Source organism: Synechococcus sp. CS-603 (genome assembly GCF_977929215.1).
Genome location: NZ_OZ376778.1, coordinates 215,297 through 234,099, shown reverse-complemented (window position 1 = coordinate 234,099; position 18,803 = coordinate 215,297). Strand labels below are relative to the sequence as shown.

Here is an 18,803-nt window from a genome sequence, read left to right as displayed (position 1 = left end):
CCGCATGATGGGCAGCGTCTGATTCTCCCGTTTCTTTGTTGCTGCAACAGGCGCTTGCCGATGGTCGCTTCGCGATCACCGCGGAGGTCATGCCGCCGCGTGGCGGCGACCCCGGCCGCACCTTGAGGGTGGCGGCGGGGTTGAAAGGCCTTGTTCATGCCGTCAATGTCACCGATGGCAGCCGGGCGGTGATGCGCATGAGCAGCCTGGCCCTCTGCCGCCTGCTGCTTGACATCGGCCTGGAGCCCGTCTTGCAACTCTCCTGCCGCGACCGCAACCGCATTGCCCTCCAGGCCGAACTGCTCGGAGCCCATGCCCTCGGCATTCGCAATCTGCTCTGCTTGACCGGTGACCCTGTCGGCGCCGGCGATCAACCCGGGGCTCGCCCCGTGAATGAGCTGGAAGCGGTGCGTCTGTTGCAGCTGGTCAGAGGTTTCAATGCGGGGGAAGACCCCGTCAAAGGCTTGCTGAACGACGGCCCCACCAGCCTGTTCGCTGGCGCGGCTGCCGATCCGCAGTCGCCCAGTTGGAGCGGCCTGAAGACCAGGGTCGGGCGCAAAAAGGCCGCCGGTGCCCGCTTTCTGCAGACGCAGATGGTGATGCAACCGGAGGCCCTGAAGCGCTTCTGTGGCGAGATCGCCGCACCACTGGGTCTGCCGGTGCTGGCGGGGGTGTTTCTGCTGAAGTCGGCGCGCAATGCCGCCTTTGTGAACCGGATGGTGCCAGGAGCACTGATTCCCCAGGCCTTGATCGATCGTCTCGCCGCCGCTGAAGATCCGGCTGCCGAAGGGATCAACATCGCCGCCGAACAGGTGGCAACCTATCAATCGATCGCCCAAGGGGTGCACCTGATGGCGGTGAAAGCGGAAGAGCGAATCCCGATGATTCTGGCCAAGGCCGGTGTTGCTCCAGTTGAGCCGCTGTCGCTCAGACTCCGCCCTGGCTGAGGCTGAAATCGGTGCCGAGCAGCTCGGCCAAAGCCTTCTGATGGGGGGAGGGTTGGGCGACATCCTGGCGCCGCACATCGGTGATCAGCCAATCCAGGGCTGCTTCTTGAAGATCGAAGTGGTCACCATTGCGATCGACGCAATAGCGCCCGAACACCAATTTTTCGACCAAGCGCACGCCAGCGCCAATCCGGGAGTATTCAAAAATGATCGAGTTATCGATTGTGGCACCTTCGCAGATGTGGCAGCTCGGGCCGATCATCGCTGGGCCAATGATTGTCACACCCGGTTCAATCCGGCTCATCCCTCCCACGTAGACCGGGCCGCGCACATCAATCTGATCCCAGTCCGCCGCCACGTTCAGGCCCACGTAGATCCCAGGCCGCACTTCCCGTCCGGGGATCTGCACCTGGCGAACATCGCCGAGCAGCACGCTGCGGATCGCCTGCCAGTAGTCGGGCACCTTGCCGATGTCGACCCATTCAAAATCCATCGGCAGGGCATAAAAGGGTGCGCCCACAGCTGTCAGCCTTGGGAAAAGGTCGGCGCCGATATCGAAGGGAACACCTTCGGGGATGTGATCGAGTACTTCGGGCTCGAAAATATAAATACCAGTGTTGATCATGTCGCTGGCGGCATCTTCCAGAGAGGGCTTCTCCTGGAAGGTCACCACCCTGGAATCTTCATCGGTGACGACGACGCCATAGCTGCTGACTTGATCCTTCGGCACTCGCTTGGTCACCAGACTGGCGATTGCACCCTTTTCCTTGTGGCGCCGAACAGCTTCAGTCAGGTCAAGATCGATCAGGGCATCGCCGCAGAGCACCACAAAGGTGTCATCAAAAAATTTCTGAAAGGTTTGAACTTTTTTGATTCCTCCAGCCGAGCCAAGGGCGGCGCCGATCAGTTCGCCATCTTCGATGCGCCCCTCAAAGCTGTAAGCAATCTGTACACCGAATCGCTGGCCGTCGCGAAAATAATTTTCAATTTCTTCGGACAGGTGGGAGACATTGACCATCACCTCGTCAAATCCGTGTTGCCGCAACAATTCCAGCAGAAACTCCATGACGGGTTTCTGAAGGATCGGGATCATCGGTTTGGGAATGGTGTGCGTAATAGGACGCACGCGGGTACCCTTGCCGGCCGCGAGGATCATCGCCTTCATGGGCGCCTTCCTTAATTTGTTACTTCAAGACATCACTATATGAAAGAAAATCAGGCGGCCTCTGGCAATCGAGCCGGCAAGGGAGCTGGCCCAGCTGTGCGTTGGCGTTCCAGCACAGGGGCCGGGTCGTTGTCGGTTCGCTGCTGCTGTTGCTGCCGCCGAGTCTCCAGGTGGTCCACCTCCTGCAGCCGCTTGATCTGAAGCGGACCAAAGAGCCCACCCTCCTGCTGCAGGTCGAGTCGGCCCTGGGAGCAGAGAAACAGCAAGGCCCAGAACACCCCCACCCGATCGTGATCGAGATCGGCGGGTGCCGACGCTGCCCAGGCCGCAACAAGCTGCTCGAAGTCGACCCATGCGAGGGCCGCGGGCCACTGCTGCAGAAACAGGCTCAGGGCCGCGGTGGTTTCTGGCAGTTTCTCGCGGTGGGCCAGGGAGGCCACTTGTTCGATGGCCTCCCGCTCGCTGTAGGGCCGGCTCCTGGGTTTGGGGCGGTTGCGGCCACCATCCTGCTCCAGCCGCGCGGCGATGTCCTCGAGCTGGCTGATCAGTTCACCGAGGCTGACCGGCCGTTGCAGTGGAGGGGGTGCCACCGGCCGGCGCCAGAGTTGCCTCTCCGGCCGGCGTGGCAACACAAAACCCGCGAAATCTGCGTCCTCATCATCCGGATCACAGCCGAAGGGATCCTCGATCAGCTGCGGCGCTGGGAACGTCTGTCGCTCCAGCACCTCGGCCTTCAGGCCCACCAGCACGGCCGCAGCCAGGAAGGCCTCGCTGGAGGCGGCCAAGTCCTGTTCGTAACTGCCGCCCCGTCCGGCCTGGGTGGCCGCGATCAGGCGGGGCACCTCGATGCGTCCGCGCAGCTGGTCAAGAAAGCCGTCCACAACGGCGATCACATCGACGTCCCACGGGTCGATGTCGCCACGTTCAGCGGCGTCCTGAAGCAGGCGAATGGCCAGCCTGGCGCCTGCGTCTGCCACTCCTTCCCCTCGCTAGGGGCAACGTACCCGGTTTGGCCGGCTGCAGCCAGAAGCCAGCTGGAACTCAGCTGGCTGGCGGACCAATGGGCTCAATCGGTTGTGACGGCTTCGGCGGCCGGTGCGGAACTCTCCCCAGCTGCTGGCAGCAGGCCTAGCTGGGCATCCACGGTGGCCCGATAGCGCTGAATGTCGGCTTCCAGCTCGGTGATCTTCACCCGCTGGGCTTCTCGATCGCTCTGGGACTGGACCAGCTCCACCTTCTTGACCACGCCGGTCCAGACGGCGAACACCCAGGCGGCCGTGGCGCCGATCCCGCCAACCACGAGCAACATGGCCGCCAGTGGCAGGGTGGTTGACACGCCCGGCAGGAACTGAACGGTGGTTGGGGCTGTGTTTTCCAGGGTGAACATCACCGTGGCCAGCCCGAAGCTGAAGATCAACAGAAAATTCAGCTGTCGCATGGCTCGATTCAGCTGGTCTTGGTTGCTGGCAGGGAGCGTAGGCAGGGCGATCTGGTTCTGCAATCCGCTGCCGGCAACCGCAGGGTTTCGTAACCGCTCAGAGGCAGGCGCCCCGGGCGCTTTCAGCCCAGGGCCGGGGCCTGGAGCAGGGCGGGGGCCATCCACTCGACCGGCTGGGCGTTGCGGATCAGCCCGTTCTCCGGAGGAGACAGCACCCGGGCCATCACCGATTGCTCGCGTAGCACCAGGGCCTCGATGGAGGCGCGGTAGGTGTCGGTGACGATCCTGGGGTACAGACCAATGCCGATGATCGGCACCAGCAGGCAGGAGATCACGTAGATCTCGCGGGGCTCGGCATCCACCAGCTGGGTGTTGTGGGCCGCCAGCTCGGGGTTCTCCTTGCCGAAGAAGATCTCCCGCAGCATGGAGAGCAGGTAGATCGGCGTCAGAATCACCCCCACCGCCGCCAGGCCTGCCATGACGATGCGGAAGCTGAGAGAGTAGGCCTCGCTGGTGACGAAGCCCACAAACACCATCAGCTCCGAGACGAAACCGCTCATGCCCGGTAGGGCCAGCGAGGCCAGCGAACAGACGGTCCAGAGGGCGAACATCTTGCGCATCTTCTGGCCCACGCCGCCCATCTCATCGAGCTGCAGGGTGTGGGTGCGGTCGTAGGTGGCGCCCACCAGGAAGAAGAGGCTGGCACCGATCAGGCCATGGCTGACCATCTGCAACATGGCGCCGCTGGTGCCGAGGGCGCTGAAGCTGCCGATGCCAATCAGCACGAAGCCCATGTGGCTGATCGAGCTGTAGGCGATCTTGCGTTTGAGGTTGCGCTGGGCGAAGGAGGTGAGGGCGGCGTAGATGATGTTGACCACCCCCAGAACCACCAGCAACGGCGCAAACTGGGCGTGGGCTGCGGGCAGCAGCTGCACGTTGAAGCGCAGCAGGGCATAGCCCCCCATCTTCAGCAGGATGCCGGCCAGCAACATGTGCACGGGCGCGGTCGCTTCGCCGTGGGCGTCAGGCAGCCAGGTGTGCAGCGGCACGATCGGCAGTTTCACCCCAAAGGCGATCAGCAGGCCGGCGTAGGCCAGCAGCTCAAAGCGCGTGCCGAAATCCTTGGCCGCCAGGGCTGTGTATTCAAAGCTGGGGGGGCCGCCACCCTGGAAGCCCATGGCCAGGGCCGCCAGCAGGATGAACACCGAGCCGCCGGCGGTGTAAAGGATGAACTTGGTGGCAGCGTACTGGCGCTTCTTGGCCCCCCAGATCGCCAACAACAGGTACACCGGCAGCAGTTCCAGCTCCCAGGCCAGGAAGAACAGAAGCATGTCCTGAACGGCGAAGACGGCGATCTGGCCGCCATCCATCGCCAGGATCAGGAAGAAGAACAGCCGCGGTTTGAAGGTGACCGGCCAGGCGGCCAGCACCGCCAGGGCGGTGATGAAGCTGGTGAGCAGGATCAGGGGCATCGAGAGCCCGTCGGCACCGACCGACCAGGCCAGGCCGAGATCGGGCAGCCATTCCACCCGCTCGATCAGCTGCAGGCCGGCCTCTGAGGGGTCGTAGCCGTTGAGGTAGGCCCCAACGGTGACCAGGAAGGTGAGCAGGGCGACGCCCAGGGCGTACCAGCGAATCGTCTTGCCGTCGCCGGGATCAGGAATGAACGGGATCAACAGCCCGGCCACGATCGGCATCAGGATCGAGACGCTGAGCCAGGGGAAGGCCCCTGCGTGATCGCCGCCCAGGACCGCCAGGGCGCCTGGAGCAACGGAGAAATCCAGCGGCACAGACCTCGGAAGCAGTTCTGGGCGGAGTGTAGAAATACAGGCCGCGCTTGAGCTCCCCAGATACGGGTTGACACACACAGTGGCGGCAGGCCTAGAAGCTGCTGAACAGCACCACCAGGGCAATCACGCCTCCGAAGACGATCAGTGCATAGAATTGGGCGCGGCCGGTTTCGAAGTACTTGAGACCCTCGCCGCTGCCGAGGGTGAGCAGGCCGGTGAGGTTGACCACCCCGTCCACCACCTTGGCGTCAACCTCCAGCACCTGGCGAGCGAGCTTGCGGCTGCCCTTGACGAAAATTCGATCGTTGATGTCGTCGAGGTACCACTTGTTGGCCAGAAAGGCGTTGAGGCGGGGGAAGCGGCCCGCCACGGCCGTGGCCAGATCCAGCTTGTGTAGGGAGTAGGCCAGGACCGCCACGGTGATCCCGGTGAGCGAGATCACCACCGAGGCGCCGGCCAGAGGTAAAAAGTCGCCCCAACTGAACTGCTCGGCCATCTCGGCGGCCTCACTGGGGTCAAGCAGGTTGGCGAAGCGGTTGTTCCAGGGGGTCCCAAGCAGGCCGATCAGCACGGAAGGCACCGCCAAAACCGCAAGCGGGGCTGCCATCTGCCAGCCCGATTCGTGGGGAACGCTGGCGTGCTGGCCATGCCCTTCCTGGCCTTCTTCCTCCATTGCCACCCGGCCGGCATCGGCCAGCACCTGGGCTTTCAAGGCGGCATCGGTGCCTCGGAACGGCCCCTCAAAGGTGAGGAAGTAGAGCCGGAACATGTAGAAGGCGGTCATGCCGGCGGTGAGGAAGCCCACCGCCCAGAGCAGGGGGAAGGCGTTGAAGGCCTGGCCGAGGATCTCGTCCTTGCTCCAGAAGCCCGCCAAAGGAGGGATGCCGCTGATCGCCACGCAGCCGATCAGGAAGGTGGTGGCCGTCACGGGCATGTGCTTGCGCAGACCTCCCATCAGGCGCATGTCCTGGGCGAGAACCGGTTCGTGGCCCACCACCTCCTCCATGGCGTGGATCACCGAGCCTGAACAGAGGAACAACATGGCCTTGAAGAAGGCGTGGGTCACGAGGTGGAACATCCCGGCCACCGGGGCGCCGCATCCCATCGCTAAGACCATGTAGCCCAGCTGGGACACCGTGCTGTAGGCCAGGCCCTTCTTCAGATCCATCTGGGTGAGGGCGATCGAGGCGCCCAGGAAACAGGTGATCGTGCCGATCACGGCAATGAAGGCCTGCACCTCCTCGAACTGGATGTAGATCGGCTGAAGGCGGGCCACCAGGAACACGCCGGCCGCCACCATCGTGGCCGCATGGATCAGGGCGGAGATCGGGGTGGGCCCCTCCATGGCGTCGGGCAACCAGACATGAAGCGGGAACTGGGCCGATTTGGCCATCGGCCCCATGAACACCAACAGGCAGAGGATCACCGCCGCCGGGTGAGAGACGCTGCCATCGGCCAGGGCCTGGCTGAGGCGGAGGCCGATGTCCTCGAAGCCGAAGCTGCCGGTGGCCCAGAACAGGCCGAGGATGCCGAGCAGCAGGCCGAAATCACCCACCCGGTTGACCACAAAGGCCTTCTGGGCGGCGTTGGCGGCACCATCGCGGTCATACCAGAAGCCGATCAGCAGGTAGGAGCTCATGCCCACCAGCTCCCAGAACACGTAGATCTCGAGCAGGTTGGGGCTGATCACCAGGCCCAGCATCGAGCTGCTGAAAAGGGCCAGATAGGTGAAAAAGCGCACATAACTCTTGTCATGGGCCATGTAGCCATCCGAGTACACCATCACCAGCACGGCGATGGTGGTCACCAGGGCCAGCATCACGGCGCCAAGCGCATCGACCCGGAAGCCCATCTGCAGATTGAAGCTGCCGGCACTGGCCCAGTCGAACAGCACTTCCGTGGGCGGCGCGCCGCCGATCTGCTCGATCAGCACCGCGTAACTGAGCACGGCGGCGGCCCCGACGCAGCTGATCAGGAAAACAGCAACAGGTTTGCGCAACCTGTTGATGGTGCGATTGAAGCTGATCAGGCTGAGGCCGATCAGCGCTGCCCCCAGCAGGGGTAGCACTGGAATCAACCAGGCGAGTTCCGAGGCCGATGTCATCCAGTCCCTGGGCAGTCCCCCGGAGTGTAAGCAGACCTCCAGGTCTGCTTCGGGCTGTGTGAGCGACCGCGCTCAGCCCAGGGCAGCGCCGAGCGGACCGTCGCTGAAGCTGCTGGCGGCAAGGCCGATGTAGCGATGGCTCCACCAGAGCCCGCCGATGGCGATGGCGATGCCCAGCTGGGAGGGCCGCAGGAATTCAGCGGGCACCAGCGACTGGCGCCCATCGAGCACGGCTCGAAACGGAAGCACCGAGGTGTTGGCCTTGACGGCAGCGAAGGCCGGTCCGTAGCGGGCAGCCAGGCGCCGATCGCCGTGCCAGATGGCGAACAGGTGATGGGCGATCAGCCCCACACAGGTGACCAGCGTGAAACTGCTGCCGATCCAGAGCAGGTGGGTCGCACACCAGAGCACCTGGCCAACGGCCTGGGGGTGGCGGCTGATCCGGATGATGCCGGTGGCATAGAGCCGCTGCTCAGGTTTGAGCAGCGCCGGGATCTCCAGCAGGTTGTAGGTGGCCGGATAGAGGAAGAAGAAGCTGATCGCCGTGCCGATCCAGATCAGGGGGATCAGCCCGGCGCTGCCCTGCAGGTTCCAGAGCCGCACGCCGTCGTAGCGATGGGCGAGGAAATAGCCGATCACCAGCACGGCCGATGGAATGCTGAGCGCGGCGAACAGCAGCCGCCAGGCCCGGGCGCCAATCCGCTTCTCCCCCCAGACGCGCAGGGCCGCACCGCCGCTGTGGATTACGGCGAAAGCGAACAGGAGGGCCAGCATCTCCAGGCTGGACTGGTGGTCTGCAAGGGGCAAGCAACGGCCGCAGCTGGGCGGATTCTGACGGCCTGTTGCCCTCTGCTGCTCCGCTTGGTTCACCCGCAAGGTTTCCCTTAGAGTTCGCCCACTCAGCTGGAGCAAGCCCCACGGGTCATTCCATGGCTGATCTGCCCTTCACCCTCGATCAGCTGCGCATCCTGCGGGCCATTGCCAGCGAGGGCAGCTTCAAGAAGGCGGCGGACAGCCTCTACGTGACCCAGCCGGCGGTCAGCCTGCAGATCCAGAATCTGGAGAAGCAGCTGGATGTTTCCCTGTTTGATCGGGGCGGCCGCAAGGCCCAGCTCACCGAAGCCGGCCACCTTCTGTTGAGCTACTGCGACCGGATCCTCGGCCAGTGTCAGGAGGCCTGCCGCTCAATCGAGGATCTCCACAACCTCAAGGGGGGGTCGTTGGTGGTGGGTGCCAGCCAGACCACGGGCACCTATCTGATGCCGCGGATGATCGGCCTGTTCCGCCAGAAGTATCCCGATGTGGCGGTGCAGCTGCAGGTGCACAGCACCCGGCGCACCAGCTGGAGCGTGGCCAATGGCCAGGTGGATCTGGCGATCATCGGCGGCGAGCTGCCGTCTGAGCTCAACGACCTGCTGCAGGTGGTTCCCTACGCCAACGATGAACTTGCCCTGGTACTGCCGGTCAAGCATCCGTTGTCGCGCCTGAGCGAGCTGCACAAAGACGACCTCTACCGCCTTGGCTTCGTCTGCCTTGATGCCCAGTCGACCACCCGGAAAATGGTGGACCATCTGCTCTCGCGCTCCGGCCTGGAGTTGCAACGTCTCAAGATCGAGATGGAGCTCAACTCCTTTGAGGCGATCAAAAATGCTGTCCAGTCTGGTCTGGGAGCGGCCTTCCTGCCGGTGGTCTCGATCGAGCGGGAGCTGGCGACCGGCAGCCTGCAACGGCTCCCCGTGGCCGACTTGCTGGTGCGGCGTCAGCTGAAGTTGATCACCCACCCAGCCCGCTATTGCTCCAGGGCCTCTGAAGCTTTCCGCCGCGAAGTGCTGCCTGAGTTCGCCAGCCCGGATAGCCCCCTACGCCAGCCAGCCAAGCCTGCAGCCAGCCCCGAAGTGCTGGCTGCAGCGACGGCCCAGAGCGCAGCGGCTCAGAACTGATCCCCTTCGGGGGTGATCCCGACGGCGTCATCGGCGGCTCCGGCGATGCCGCGGGTCTGGAATTTGTTGCCGCTGATGTCGGTCTGGTAGACGCAGCGGACCACTGGGCTGTCCCGGATCGAGCCGATGTAGGCAAAGGTGTTCATGCGCTGCTTGCACTGGCGCATCTGCTCGGCGGTCACGGCGCCTTCCTTCTGCAACACGCTCCAGTTTTCCCGGCGGATCACGCAACCGGCCTGCAGGGTCGGCTGGGTCACGAAACTGCTGCTCGGGTTCATGGTCGTGTAGAGCTCGATGTCGTTCACGAAGGCACTCGCACCCCACTGCTTGCAGAACTCCGGATCCGGGACGGCGAGGTCGAGCTGCTGGCTGCTGGCGATGTTGCCCTGGTTGCCCACCGTGTTGCTGGAGAGGGCGGTGCCGATGCCGATGCCAACCACCAGCACGCCGGCGAGCACGGCCATGGTGGCCACATTGAACTTGAAGGGCTGGGCAGGAGCCGCTCCGACGCCGCTTGCGCCGTTGCTCTCGATGCCGGCCCGGCCGGGCTGGCGGCGGGGACGGGAGCGTTCGCCGTAGCGCTCCTCGTCGTAGGCCGCGTAGGCGTCGCGATCGCCGTTGGTGCTACTGGAACGGTTACGAGCCGAAGAGGGGTCACGCTCGCGGTCGAAACGGGAACGGTTCATCTCAGGCCTCCGGGCTGCGGGGCAATCCCATCGAATAATTCAGGACCCGGGCATCCGGGTTGTACTTCAGCTCGCCGGCCTGCAGCAATTGCCGGATCGTGCCCTCCAGCTCGGAGCCGATCCTGCGCAGGTTGTATTCGCTGAGATCCTTGCCGGCGTCGGCCGCCACCAGGTCCTTGAACCGCTTCTGGACGGTCGCGACCACGGCCGGCTCCCAGAGAAACTCGTTGTCGGGATCGAGGTCGAGGGTGAGTTTGGAGGGATCGGCCACGAGTTGCTCCTCCTCCAGGCGGGCGGTGAACAGCCGTACGTGACGGGTCGTCGATTTGAGCAGGAGTTCGTCGGCCATGAAAGGGGGGGCGGAAGTGCCGGAACAGGACGCACGACCTGACTTTAGGAAGCTCTCGTTCAGCGCTGGGCGGCCTGGGCCTTTTAAGGTTGATTTTGGTTTTTGATTTCCCATGCGCGTCGCCATCGCCGGAGCAGGTCTTGCCGGCCTCTCCTGCGCCAAATACCTCTGCGACGCAGGCCACACCCCCGTGCTCTACGAAGCCAGGGATGTGCTCGGCGGCAAGGTGGCGGCCTGGCAGGACGAAGACGGCGACTGGTACGAGACCGGTCTGCACATCTTCTTCGGGGCCTACCCCAACATGCTCCAGCTGTTCAGCGAACTCGGCATTGAAGACCGTCTGCAGTGGAAGGACCACGCGATGATCTTCAACCAGAAGGACGATCCCGGCACCTACAGCCGCTTCGATTTTCCTGATCTGCCCGCCCCGCTCAACGGCGTGGCGGCGATCCTCGGCAACAACGACATGCTCACCTGGCCGGAGAAAATCCAGTTCGGGCTTGGCCTGGTACCAGCGATGATCCGTGGTCAGGGCTACGTCGAAGACTGCGATCAGTATTCCTGGACCGACTGGCTGCGGCTGCACAACATTCCGGAGCGGGTCAACGACGAGGTGTTCATTGCGATGAGCAAGGCCCTTAATTTCATCAATCCCGATGAAATCTCCAGCACGGTGCTGCTCACGGCCCTCAACCGCTTCCTGCAGGAGAAAAACGGTTCAAAGATGGCGTTCCTTGATGGCAACCCGCCCGAGCGCCTGTGTGAACCGATCGTCGCCGCGATCCGCGAACAAGGGGGGGAGGTGCATCTGAACCGGCCGTTGCGCGAGATTCGGCTGGCTGGCGACGGCTCGGTGGCTGGTTTCCGCTTCGCCGGAATCAAGGGCAACGAGCCTTTGGAGGTGGAAGCCGATGCCTATGTCAGCGCCCTGCCGGTCGATCCCCTCAAGCTGCTGGTACCCGAAACCTGGCGGTCGATGCCCTATTTCCAGAAGCTGGAGGGCCTCAAGGGGGTTCCGGTGATCAACATTCATCTCTGGTTTGACCGCAAACTGACCGAGATCGACCACCTTTTGTTCAGTCGTTCCGATCTGCTCAGCGTGTACGCCGACATGAGCAACACCTGCCGGGAGTACGCCGACCCCGACCGTTCCATGCTGGAACTGGTGTTTGCCCCTGCCGAGGCCTGGATCGGCCGCAGCGATGCGGACATCATCGCGGCCACCATGGGCGAACTCAAGCGGCTGTTCCCCAACCACTTCAGCGGCGACGACCAGCCCACCCTGCGCAAGTTCCACGTGGTCAAGACGCCGCAGTCGGTGTACAAATCGGTCCCTGGCTGCCAGCAGCTCAGGCCCTCCCAGCAATCGCCGATCGCCAATTTTTTCCTGGCCGGTGACTACACCATGCAGCGCTACCTGGCCTCGATGGAGGGTGCCGTGCTGAGCGGCAAGCTCTGCGCCGAGGCGGTCAGCGTCGCCGCCCGGCCCGCTGCGGTGACCGTGTGACTGTCCTGGTTGCTTCCCCAACAGCCACACCCAGATCCTCCCTGAACCTCGATCAGGCCTACGAAGCCTGCCGGCAGGAAACGGCCCAGTGGGCGAAAACCTTCTACCTCGGCACGCTGCTGATGCCGCCGGCCAAACGGCGGGCGATCTGGGCCATCTACGTCTGGTGTCGCCGCACCGACGAGCTGATGGACAGCCCCCAGGCCCAGGCCTTGCCGGGGGCTTGCCTGGCGGAGCGGCTGGATCTCTGGGAGGCGCGCACCCGCTCCCTGTTCAACGGTCATGTGGATGACTCCCTCGACCTGGCCATGGTCGACACGCTCGAGCGGTTCCCCCAGCCGTTGCAGCCCTACCTCGACATGATCGAGGGCCAGCGCATGGACCTGCTCCGCCACCGCTACGCCAGCTTCCAAGACCTCGAGCTCTACTGCTATCGCGTTGCTGGCACCGTCGGGCTGATGACGCAGGAAGTGATGGGTCTGGATCCCGCCTACACCTCGGCTCCCTGGAGCGAACGGCCCGACACCTCCAATGCCGCCGTTGCCCTCGGCATCGCCAACCAGCTCACCAACATCCTGCGGGATGTGGGCGAAGACCGCAGCCGCGGTCGTATTTACCTTCCCCAGGAGGATCTGGTCCGATTCAATTATTCAGAGGCTGACCTGATGGCCGGCACGATCAATGACAACTGGCGTGCCCTGATGGCCTTTCAGTTGCTGCGTGCCCGGCAGTGGTTCAGCCGATCCGAAGCAGGGGTGCGCTGGCTGGCTGCCGACGCCCGCTGGCCGGTCTGGGCCTCGCTGCGCCTGTATCGGGGCATCCTCGCGGTGATTGAGCGGCATGACTACGACGTCTTCAATCGTCGCGCTTTCGTGCCAAGAGGATTCAAGTTGCTTGATCTCCCCTTCTCTTACCTGATTGCCCAGTTGCGCTGATTTCGCTCTCACCCAAACTCAGCCATTCGAGCAGAACCGGGTTGACTTGCTCGGGGGCTTCGTCGTGGGGGCAATGTCCCAGCCCCGGCAGGACCCTCAGCTCCTGAATGCAGTCGAATTGTTCACTCCACTCCAGCGCTTCCGCCGGGCTTTCCCAGGGGTCCCGCTCGCCCCAGAGCAGGCGCACCGGCACCGACAGGTCTGCCAACAGCTCAGGGGCAAGATGATCATCGAAAAGATTGATGAATCCCCGGAAGCTCTCCGCCGCTCCCGGATCGGTGCTCGGCCTGTGCAGGATCTCCACGAGCTCGGCGTCGATATTGGCGCCACTGGGATAGGCCTTGGCCAGCACCTGGCGGATGAAGGAGGGACGGGCCAGGATTCGGAACAGGGGCGCCACGATGCGGCGCTGACGCACCAGCTGCTTCACCAGCGGCCGCAACCGCCGCTCAAAGGCCGGCAGTTTGGCGATGCGCTTCTCATCGAGGGTGCGCTGGGCACAGTCGATCAGGATCACCTGCGTGGGGGCGATACCGCGACTCTCAAGCACCTGGCAAGCCCGCAGGGCCACCAGACCCCCGATTGAATTGCCCACCAGCTGCAGGGGCCCCCGGCGCTGATTCGGCTCCAGGCTGGCGACGAAGTCGGACACCTGGGTGGCCCAGAGATCGAAGCAGTAGCGCACGGAACCGGCTAGCTGCGGCTCGTCCTTGAGCCGGGAGCGTGGCTTGGCGCTGGCCCCGAAGCCAAGCAGGTCAAGCGCATACACATCAAAACGCTCAGCCAGCACCGGCAAGTTGTGACGCCAGTGGGCTGAGCAGGCGCCAAAACCGTGGATCAGGATCACCGTGGAGCGATCAGGAGTGTCTCCTTCCGGGCCGGCTTGGCTGAAACCGATCGTGTGGCCCTGCCACTGCCAGGTTGGCGCCACGGTTAGAGCGATCAGACCGTGGCCGTTTGGTTGGCGAGCAACGACTTCAACTTCGAGAGTTCGCCGGCCCAGCGTGGGTCAGGGGCGCCTTCGGTGACGGTGTCGCTATGTACCACCTTGTTGCTGGCCTTGCGGGCCACGGCGGTTCCACCGGCCGGACGACGATCACTGCCGCCGGCGATGGGGGTGCTGCGTGCGTCCTTGCGCTCGGACCGCTCAATCCGCAGGGTGTTGCCGCCGAAATCGCGGCCATTGAGCTGCTCGATCACGGTGTCAGCTAGCTTTTCTTCATCGACATTGGCGAACCCGAAGCCGCGGCAGGCGCCGGTTTCGCGGTCTTGAACGGTTTTGAAGCGCACGCCTTCACCAACGGCCTTGAACAGAGCTTCAAGCTCCTTGGCATCAAAAGTTTGCGGCAGATTGCCGACATAAAGGCGAACGCTCATGGGAAGAGAGGAGAAATGGAAACAACTGGCTCTAGGCCGCTGATCAATCGATCGACAGGCTGGATCGAGGAGCCAGGGGCCCAGGAATCCATGGATGGAAAAGTCTGATGATTAACCGGCACCCCTGGGGCACGACGGGTCAGGCATTTGGTAATGCCTCTTCAAATAACAGTAAATCACGACGCGGTTCCATTCAGCCAGATGGCGGCAGCCTTCAACGCTTCTTCAGAATTGCTGATCCGGCCGAAGGCCCGCTCTAGGCAGAGGTGCCCCAGCAATTGCCCCAGCCGCCGCGAAGGAGCCAGGCCCAGGAGTTCCTGCAGCTCGCGTCCGTCCAGCGGAGGGTGGGGATGGAACAGGGGATCGGCGGGATCACGCCATCGCTCCAGCCAGGCCAAGGCCAGCGGAGGCGGGAAAAACAGCAGCAAGGCAGGCAGATCGCCGGCGATCTGCTGGTGCAACCGCAGGCGCTCGGGTTCAGGCAACCTATCGAGAAGCGACTCGGGCCCTTTGTCGTCCTGGCCCAACAGCCGCCACCAGTGGTGCAGCCGCTCGCAACGCTGTTGCAGTTGGCGGCTGCCCCGCAGCCTGGCGAGGCCAGCGCCATCGAAGAGCACGGCCAAGCGGGCCAAACCAAGGGGCGCAGAGCTTTCCGGCGGCAGCAGACCTCTGAGCCTGGCTTGCTCAGTTGTCAGCTGCTCCAGGCAGCGTGCCGTTGCTGCGCGATCGGGCGCATCGGGCCCTTGGTCGGTGGCGCCGGGGGCCAGCTGCCAACGCGGCCGCCAGCTCTCAAGCAGGTGGCTCTCGTAGGCCAGAGCCAGACCCTGGCCCCCATGGGGGCAGCCCGCCAGTTTCTCCAGCTCCGCCAGCACCCGCTCCGGGGCCACCTGGGTGATCAGGTGGTGATGGGCCTGGATCCAGTCCAGGGTTTCCTCTCCCAGCGCGAAACCGAGTTCGGCGGCCAGACGGATCCCCCGCAGCAAGCGCAAAGGATCCTCGCGAAGATTGGCCTCCGCCACAGCCACCACCTGTCCATTGGCCAGGTCCTTGAGGCCAGCGGTGGGATCGAGCAGGGGGGCGCCTGGCCGCAGTGGCAGGGCCAGGGCATTGAGGCGAAAGTCACGCCGAGCCAGATCGGCCTCCAGGCTCCCCCCCACCTGCCGTGCCAGATCGATGCTCCAGCCCTTCAAAACCAGCCTGGCGATCGACCGCTTGGCGTCCAGCACCACGGCGCTGCCGCCATGGCGACGGCTGAGTGTCTGGCAGAGGGCAATGGCCTCCACCGGAACCACCAGATCCAGGTCGGGCCTCGCGGCCAGGCGCCCGAGCAGCCCATCGCGCACGGCGCCGCCCACCAGGGCCGAGCCTGCGGGGAGATCGGCAACCGGCAGGGGCCAGGCGTCCGTGGCCAACACCAGCCGCAGGCGGTCGGCGGCTAGGGCCAGGCCCGATGCACCCTGCTCACTCCACCCCAGAATGGAGCGATCCGTGGGCCGCTGGGGGATGTGCATCTGCGTGGACTGCCACTGGGTCGACCGTTGCCAGGCCTATCACGCGGTTGAGCGCCAACATGGTGTGGACCATCTCAGTGCGACCCCCGATTTTCAGCCGATCGAACCCCGGATCCATGTTCAGGTGATCGACCTTCCCCAGGCCCAGGTGGGTGTGGAGTGGGACGTGCGGGGTTGCCTGAGCTTCAAGGCCGAACCGGGGCGTTGGCTCCGGCTCCGGCCTGGGCAGTTGCTGCCGCGATGACGGAGCACCCTCCCTTGCTCCTGGCCCTGCACAGCAGCAGCGACACCCTGGCGGTGGGCCTGCAGGCATTGGGCGCTCGCCAGCCCGGCGGCGAACCTGCCGCTGCCCAGATCGCCACTCACCCGCTGGGCAGGGCCCTGGGCAACGAATTGCTGGGCTGCCTCGAGGAGTTGCTGCCGGCCCGGCGCTGGAGCCACCTGGGCCGGCTGGCGGTCGCCACCGGGCCAGGCGGCTTCACGGGCACCCGGCTCACGGTGCTCCTGGCCCGCACCCTGGCCCAGCAATTGCAGCTTCCCCTCGATGGCTTCAGCAGCTTTCTGCTGATCGCCCGTCGCCTCTGGTTGGCCGGTGAGCTCAACGACGACGCTGAACCGTTCTGGATTGAGCAGACCTTGCCGCGTCGTGGCCTGGTCTCCGGCTGCTATCTGCTGGATCCGGCCGTGCCGGGGGGGCTCCAAGAACTCCAGGCGCCGCGATTGCTGCGCACCCCTGGGGAAGGGCCGGCGGCCAGGCGCCTGGAGGCCCGGGTGGAGCCGGCGGCTGACCTGGCCCAGCTGCTGGCCTTGAGCCAGGCGGCAGCAGCAGCCCAGATCACGGCGCCCTGGCAGCCGGTGTTGCCGCTCTATCCGACAAGCCCGGTGGAGTTGGGCTGATGCGGCGGCTCCTGCTCTGGGCGGTGCTGGCCTTGGGAGTGGCCGGCTTGATTCGCGCCACGGCGCTGGGTTTCCCCTTGCCCCCGTTCGCTCCGGCCTCGCGCTCCGGCCCCCAGTTGATCCTGGCGCTCGGCGGCGATGTGGCCCGCGAAAAGCTCGCCGGCCAGCTGGCCCATCGCTACGGCCTGCCACTGATGGTGAGCGGTGGCAGCAATCCCGAATATGCCCAGTGGTTGCTGCGTCAGGAAGGCCTGGGCCGGAATCAATACCAGCTCGACTACCGCGCCTCAGACACCGTCAGCAACTTCACCACCGTGGTGGATGACCTCCGGCGCGACGGTATTCGCCATGTCCTGCTGGTGACCAGCAGTGATCACATGGAGCGGGCGCTGCTGGTGGGCCGGATCGTCGCCGGTAGCCGCGGCATTGAGCTCAGCCCGGTGCCGGTACCCTGCGGAGCCGACTGTGCACCGGAGAGCCGCCGCAAAATCTGGCGGGATGGCCTGCGGGCGCTGGTCTGGGTGATCAGTGGCCGCGACCTGCGCCAATGGGCGGCAGAGCGGCTCGGACCGGCGCCGCCGGCAGCAGCCCCTGGTCCAGTAGGCCGTTGATCTGTTGCTGGCAGGCAAGGGTGGTGGCCTCAAGGTCGGCGCGCTGGCGCGTGGCCGGTGGCGCAATCGGCTGACCGATGCGGATGTGGATCGGTACGAGCCGTGGCCAGGGCCGCCCCTGACCCAGGGCCCGGTGGCTGTTGACGATCGCGACAGGCAGCAGGGGTGCACCGGCCCTGGCGGCCAGGAACGCGGCCCCCAGCTGGGGATCGTTCACCCGACCGTCAGCTTGGCGGGTGCCATCGAGAAACACGCCGGTGGCCCAGCCCTCCGCCAGGCGGGCCATGGCGACGCGAATCGCCTCACGGTCGCTGGCACCCCGTGACACCGGGTAGGCCCCACAGGCCCGGATGATCGCGCCGAGAAGCGGCACCTTGAACAGTTCGGCCTTGGCCATGAAGGCCACCGGGCGGCCGAGGGCATGGCCCAGCAGGGGCGGATCGAGATGGGACCCGTGGTTGGCGACCACCACCAGCGGTCCCTGCAGCGGCACCTGGCGGTTGTCTGCCGTATGGCCGCGGAAGAGCAGCCGGTAGATCGGAAACACCAGCAGGGAGCTGATCAGCCGGTAGGTGACGCTGGGCCGCGGTGTCAGCAGGGCCGGCCTGGGCAGGCCGGGATCTGGAACCAGGGGCAGGTTGCTCAAAGGCCCAGATCCTCGGCGCAAGCGATCCGGGCGCTGACCACCCCCTCAAGCTCCCGTTTGACCAGGCCGCTGAGCACGTTCCCTGGCCCGATCTCCACCACGGTGCCGATCCCCTCGGCTTGGAACTGGGCCATTGTTTCGCGCCAGCGAACGCCACGCACCATCTGCCCAGCCAGCCTCTCCTTGAGCAGCTCGCCATTGGTCTGGGGGCTGGGATCGGTGTTGCTCAGCACCGGGATAGAGGCCGTGGCGAAGGGCACAGCGTCCAGTTCCGCCGCGAAGGCCGCAGCCGCCTCTTGCATCATCGGCGAGTGAAAAGCGCCAGACACCGCCAGAGGGATGGCGCGCTTACAGCGCAGGGCACGGCTCACCTCGCCCACAGCCTCCGGTGTCCCGGAAATCACCACCTGGGCCGCACTGTTGTCGTTGGCGATCACCACCCCGTCGCTGCTGGCCACCAGCCGCTCCAGTTCGTTGCGATCGAAGCCAATCACGGCCGTCATGGCCCCACCGCCGGCAGCGGCCATCAGGTTGCTGCGGCACTGGATCAGCCGCAGGCCGGTGGCGACGTCAAAAACACCGGCGGCATAGAGGGCCACCAATTCCCCCAGACTGTGGCCCGCCACCAGTTGGGCTGTGCGCCCCTGGGCGAGCAGCCCATCCACCAGCAGACTTTCCACCACAAACAGGGCGGGCTGGGTGTTGCGGGTGTCGTTGAGGTCGTGGAGCTGGTCGGGCTGATCCGGGACGCTGCCGGAGCAGATCGCCAGCAGATCACGGCCCAGCAGCTCCGAAGCGATCGCGAAGCGCTGCCTGGCGCCAGGGAGCTCCAGCAGGCCTTCAGCCATGCCGAGTTTCTGTGATCCCTGGCCGGGAAACACCCAGGCAATGGTCATGGAG

At 64.9% G+C, this 18,803-nt stretch carries 20 protein-coding genes; 7 read left to right on the top strand and 13 right to left on the bottom strand.

The genetic code is table 11. From position 1 onward, the window contains the following. The first annotated feature begins 89 nt into the window (after positions 1-89). On the top strand, positions 90-947 hold the full coding sequence (locus ACXMDM_RS01235) for a methylenetetrahydrofolate reductase (protein WP_233831073.1): 858 nt from the start codon (positions 90-92) through the stop codon (positions 945-947). On the opposite strand, the gene ACXMDM_RS01230 is transcribed toward ACXMDM_RS01235, so the two are convergent. The 6 genes from ACXMDM_RS01230 to ACXMDM_RS01205 all read right to left on the bottom strand — a co-directional run bounded on the left by ACXMDM_RS01230 (position 928) and on the right by ACXMDM_RS01205 (position 8,218). Further along, positions 928-2,112 (bottom strand): nucleotidyltransferase family protein, encoded by a 1,185-nt coding sequence (locus tag ACXMDM_RS01230; RefSeq protein WP_071800268.1) that lies wholly within the window; start codon positions 2,110-2,112, stop codon positions 928-930. The two genes, ACXMDM_RS01235 and ACXMDM_RS01230, sit on opposite strands and share 20 nt — an antisense overlap. Before the next feature lie 50 nt (positions 2,113-2,162). Further along, a complete protein-coding gene (locus ACXMDM_RS01225; RefSeq protein ID WP_083544386.1) occupies positions 2,163-3,089 on the bottom strand; it encodes a segregation/condensation protein A in 927 nt (308 codons plus the stop codon). An 89-nt stretch (positions 3,090-3,178) separates the two neighbouring features. After that, positions 3,179-3,550: a LapA family protein gene (locus ACXMDM_RS01220; protein ID WP_071801972.1), complete on the bottom strand. Its 372-nt coding sequence runs from the start codon at positions 3,548-3,550 to the stop codon at positions 3,179-3,181. A 122-nt stretch (positions 3,551-3,672) separates the two neighbouring features. Next, complete coding sequence (locus ACXMDM_RS01215; RefSeq protein ID WP_233831249.1) at positions 3,673-5,247, bottom strand: NAD(P)H-quinone oxidoreductase subunit 4; 1,575 nt, start codon at positions 5,245-5,247, stop codon at positions 3,673-3,675. Between the two features lie 184 nt (positions 5,248-5,431). Further along, positions 5,432-7,444, bottom strand: coding sequence for an NAD(P)H-quinone oxidoreductase subunit 5 (locus ACXMDM_RS01210; RefSeq protein ID WP_071800267.1), 2,013 nt, complete (start codon positions 7,442-7,444; stop codon positions 5,432-5,434). Between the two features lie 72 nt (positions 7,445-7,516). Then, on the bottom strand, positions 7,517-8,218 hold the full coding sequence (locus tag ACXMDM_RS01205) for an NnrU family protein (protein WP_071800266.1): 702 nt from the start codon (positions 8,216-8,218) through the stop codon (positions 7,517-7,519). Between the two features lie 155 nt (positions 8,219-8,373). Here ACXMDM_RS01205 and ACXMDM_RS01200 point away from each other — a divergent pair, with 155 nt between their 5' ends. Beyond that, positions 8,374-9,384 carry a LysR family transcriptional regulator gene (locus ACXMDM_RS01200; protein WP_071800265.1) on the top strand — a complete coding sequence of 337 codons (1,011 nt, stop codon included), beginning with the start codon at positions 8,374-8,376 and terminating at the stop codon, positions 9,382-9,384. Here ACXMDM_RS01200 and ACXMDM_RS01195 read toward each other — a convergent pair. Both ACXMDM_RS01195 and ndhM read right to left on the bottom strand, forming a co-directional pair. Next, positions 9,375-10,070 carry a DUF3172 domain-containing protein gene (locus ACXMDM_RS01195; protein WP_071800264.1) on the bottom strand — a complete coding sequence of 232 codons (696 nt, stop codon included), beginning with the start codon at positions 10,068-10,070 and terminating at the stop codon, positions 9,375-9,377. The genes ACXMDM_RS01200 and ACXMDM_RS01195 overlap by 10 nt on opposite strands. Position 10,071: 1 nt before the next feature. After that, entirely contained in the window at positions 10,072-10,419 is a 348-nt protein-coding gene (gene ndhM / locus ACXMDM_RS01190; protein WP_071800263.1) for an NAD(P)H-quinone oxidoreductase subunit M, read from the bottom strand. Between the two features lie 112 nt (positions 10,420-10,531). Between ndhM and pds the strand changes: the two genes are divergently transcribed. Together pds and ACXMDM_RS01180 are read left to right on the top strand one after the other, a co-directional pair. After that, positions 10,532-11,926 carry a 15-cis-phytoene desaturase gene (gene pds, locus ACXMDM_RS01185; protein ID WP_071800262.1) on the top strand — a complete coding sequence of 465 codons (1,395 nt, stop codon included), beginning with the start codon at positions 10,532-10,534 and terminating at the stop codon, positions 11,924-11,926. Then, entirely contained in the window at positions 11,923-12,861 is a 939-nt protein-coding gene (locus tag ACXMDM_RS01180; RefSeq protein ID WP_071800261.1) for a phytoene synthase, read from the top strand. Before pds ends, ACXMDM_RS01180 begins: the two co-directional genes overlap by 4 nt. Here ACXMDM_RS01180 and ACXMDM_RS01175 read toward each other — a convergent pair. The 3 genes from ACXMDM_RS01175 to ACXMDM_RS01165 form a co-directional block, all read right to left on the bottom strand. Continuing rightward, positions 12,812-13,792 (bottom strand): alpha/beta fold hydrolase, encoded by a 981-nt coding sequence (locus tag ACXMDM_RS01175; protein ID WP_233831071.1) that lies wholly within the window; start codon positions 13,790-13,792, stop codon positions 12,812-12,814. The two genes, ACXMDM_RS01180 and ACXMDM_RS01175, sit on opposite strands and share 50 nt — an antisense overlap. An 11-nt stretch (positions 13,793-13,803) precedes the next feature. Continuing rightward, the gene (locus ACXMDM_RS01170) at positions 13,804-14,238 is read right to left on the bottom strand and encodes an RNA recognition motif domain-containing protein (RefSeq protein WP_071800260.1); all 435 of its coding nucleotides are present in this window, start codon (positions 14,236-14,238) and stop codon (positions 13,804-13,806) included. Positions 14,239-14,414: 176 nt separating this feature from the next. Next, positions 14,415-15,749 (bottom strand): tRNA nucleotidyltransferase/poly(A) polymerase-related protein, encoded by a 1,335-nt coding sequence (locus ACXMDM_RS01165; RefSeq protein ID WP_259722761.1) that lies wholly within the window; start codon positions 15,747-15,749, stop codon positions 14,415-14,417. On the opposite strand from ACXMDM_RS01165, the gene ACXMDM_RS01160 reads away from it, so the two are divergent. Genes ACXMDM_RS01160 through ACXMDM_RS01150 form a run of 3 tightly spaced genes read left to right on the top strand, consistent with a single transcriptional unit; the run spans position 15,742 to position 17,257 of the window. Then, positions 15,742-15,993: a Ycf34 family protein gene (locus ACXMDM_RS01160; RefSeq protein ID WP_071800259.1), complete on the top strand. Its 252-nt coding sequence runs from the start codon at positions 15,742-15,744 to the stop codon at positions 15,991-15,993. The genes ACXMDM_RS01165 and ACXMDM_RS01160 overlap by 8 nt on opposite strands. Next, the gene (gene tsaB / locus ACXMDM_RS01155; protein ID WP_071800258.1) at positions 15,990-16,646 is read left to right on the top strand and encodes a tRNA (adenosine(37)-N6)-threonylcarbamoyltransferase complex dimerization subunit type 1 TsaB; all 657 of its coding nucleotides are present in this window, start codon (positions 15,990-15,992) and stop codon (positions 16,644-16,646) included. The genes ACXMDM_RS01160 and tsaB overlap by 4 nt, the downstream gene beginning before the upstream one ends. Continuing rightward, positions 16,646-17,257: a YdcF family protein gene (locus ACXMDM_RS01150; RefSeq protein ID WP_071800257.1), complete on the top strand. Its 612-nt coding sequence runs from the start codon at positions 16,646-16,648 to the stop codon at positions 17,255-17,257. Before tsaB ends, ACXMDM_RS01150 begins: the two co-directional genes overlap by 1 nt. Here the strand turns inward: ACXMDM_RS01150 and ACXMDM_RS01145 are convergent. Next, a complete protein-coding gene (locus tag ACXMDM_RS01145) occupies positions 17,172-17,903 on the bottom strand; it encodes a lysophospholipid acyltransferase family protein (protein WP_071800256.1) in 732 nt (243 codons plus the stop codon). The two genes, ACXMDM_RS01150 and ACXMDM_RS01145, sit on opposite strands and share 86 nt — an antisense overlap. After that, positions 17,900-18,799 (bottom strand): ACP S-malonyltransferase, encoded by a 900-nt coding sequence (gene fabD, locus ACXMDM_RS01140; protein ID WP_071800255.1) that lies wholly within the window; start codon positions 18,797-18,799, stop codon positions 17,900-17,902. Before fabD ends, ACXMDM_RS01145 begins: the two co-directional genes overlap by 4 nt. Positions 18,800-18,803 lie beyond the last annotated feature (4 nt).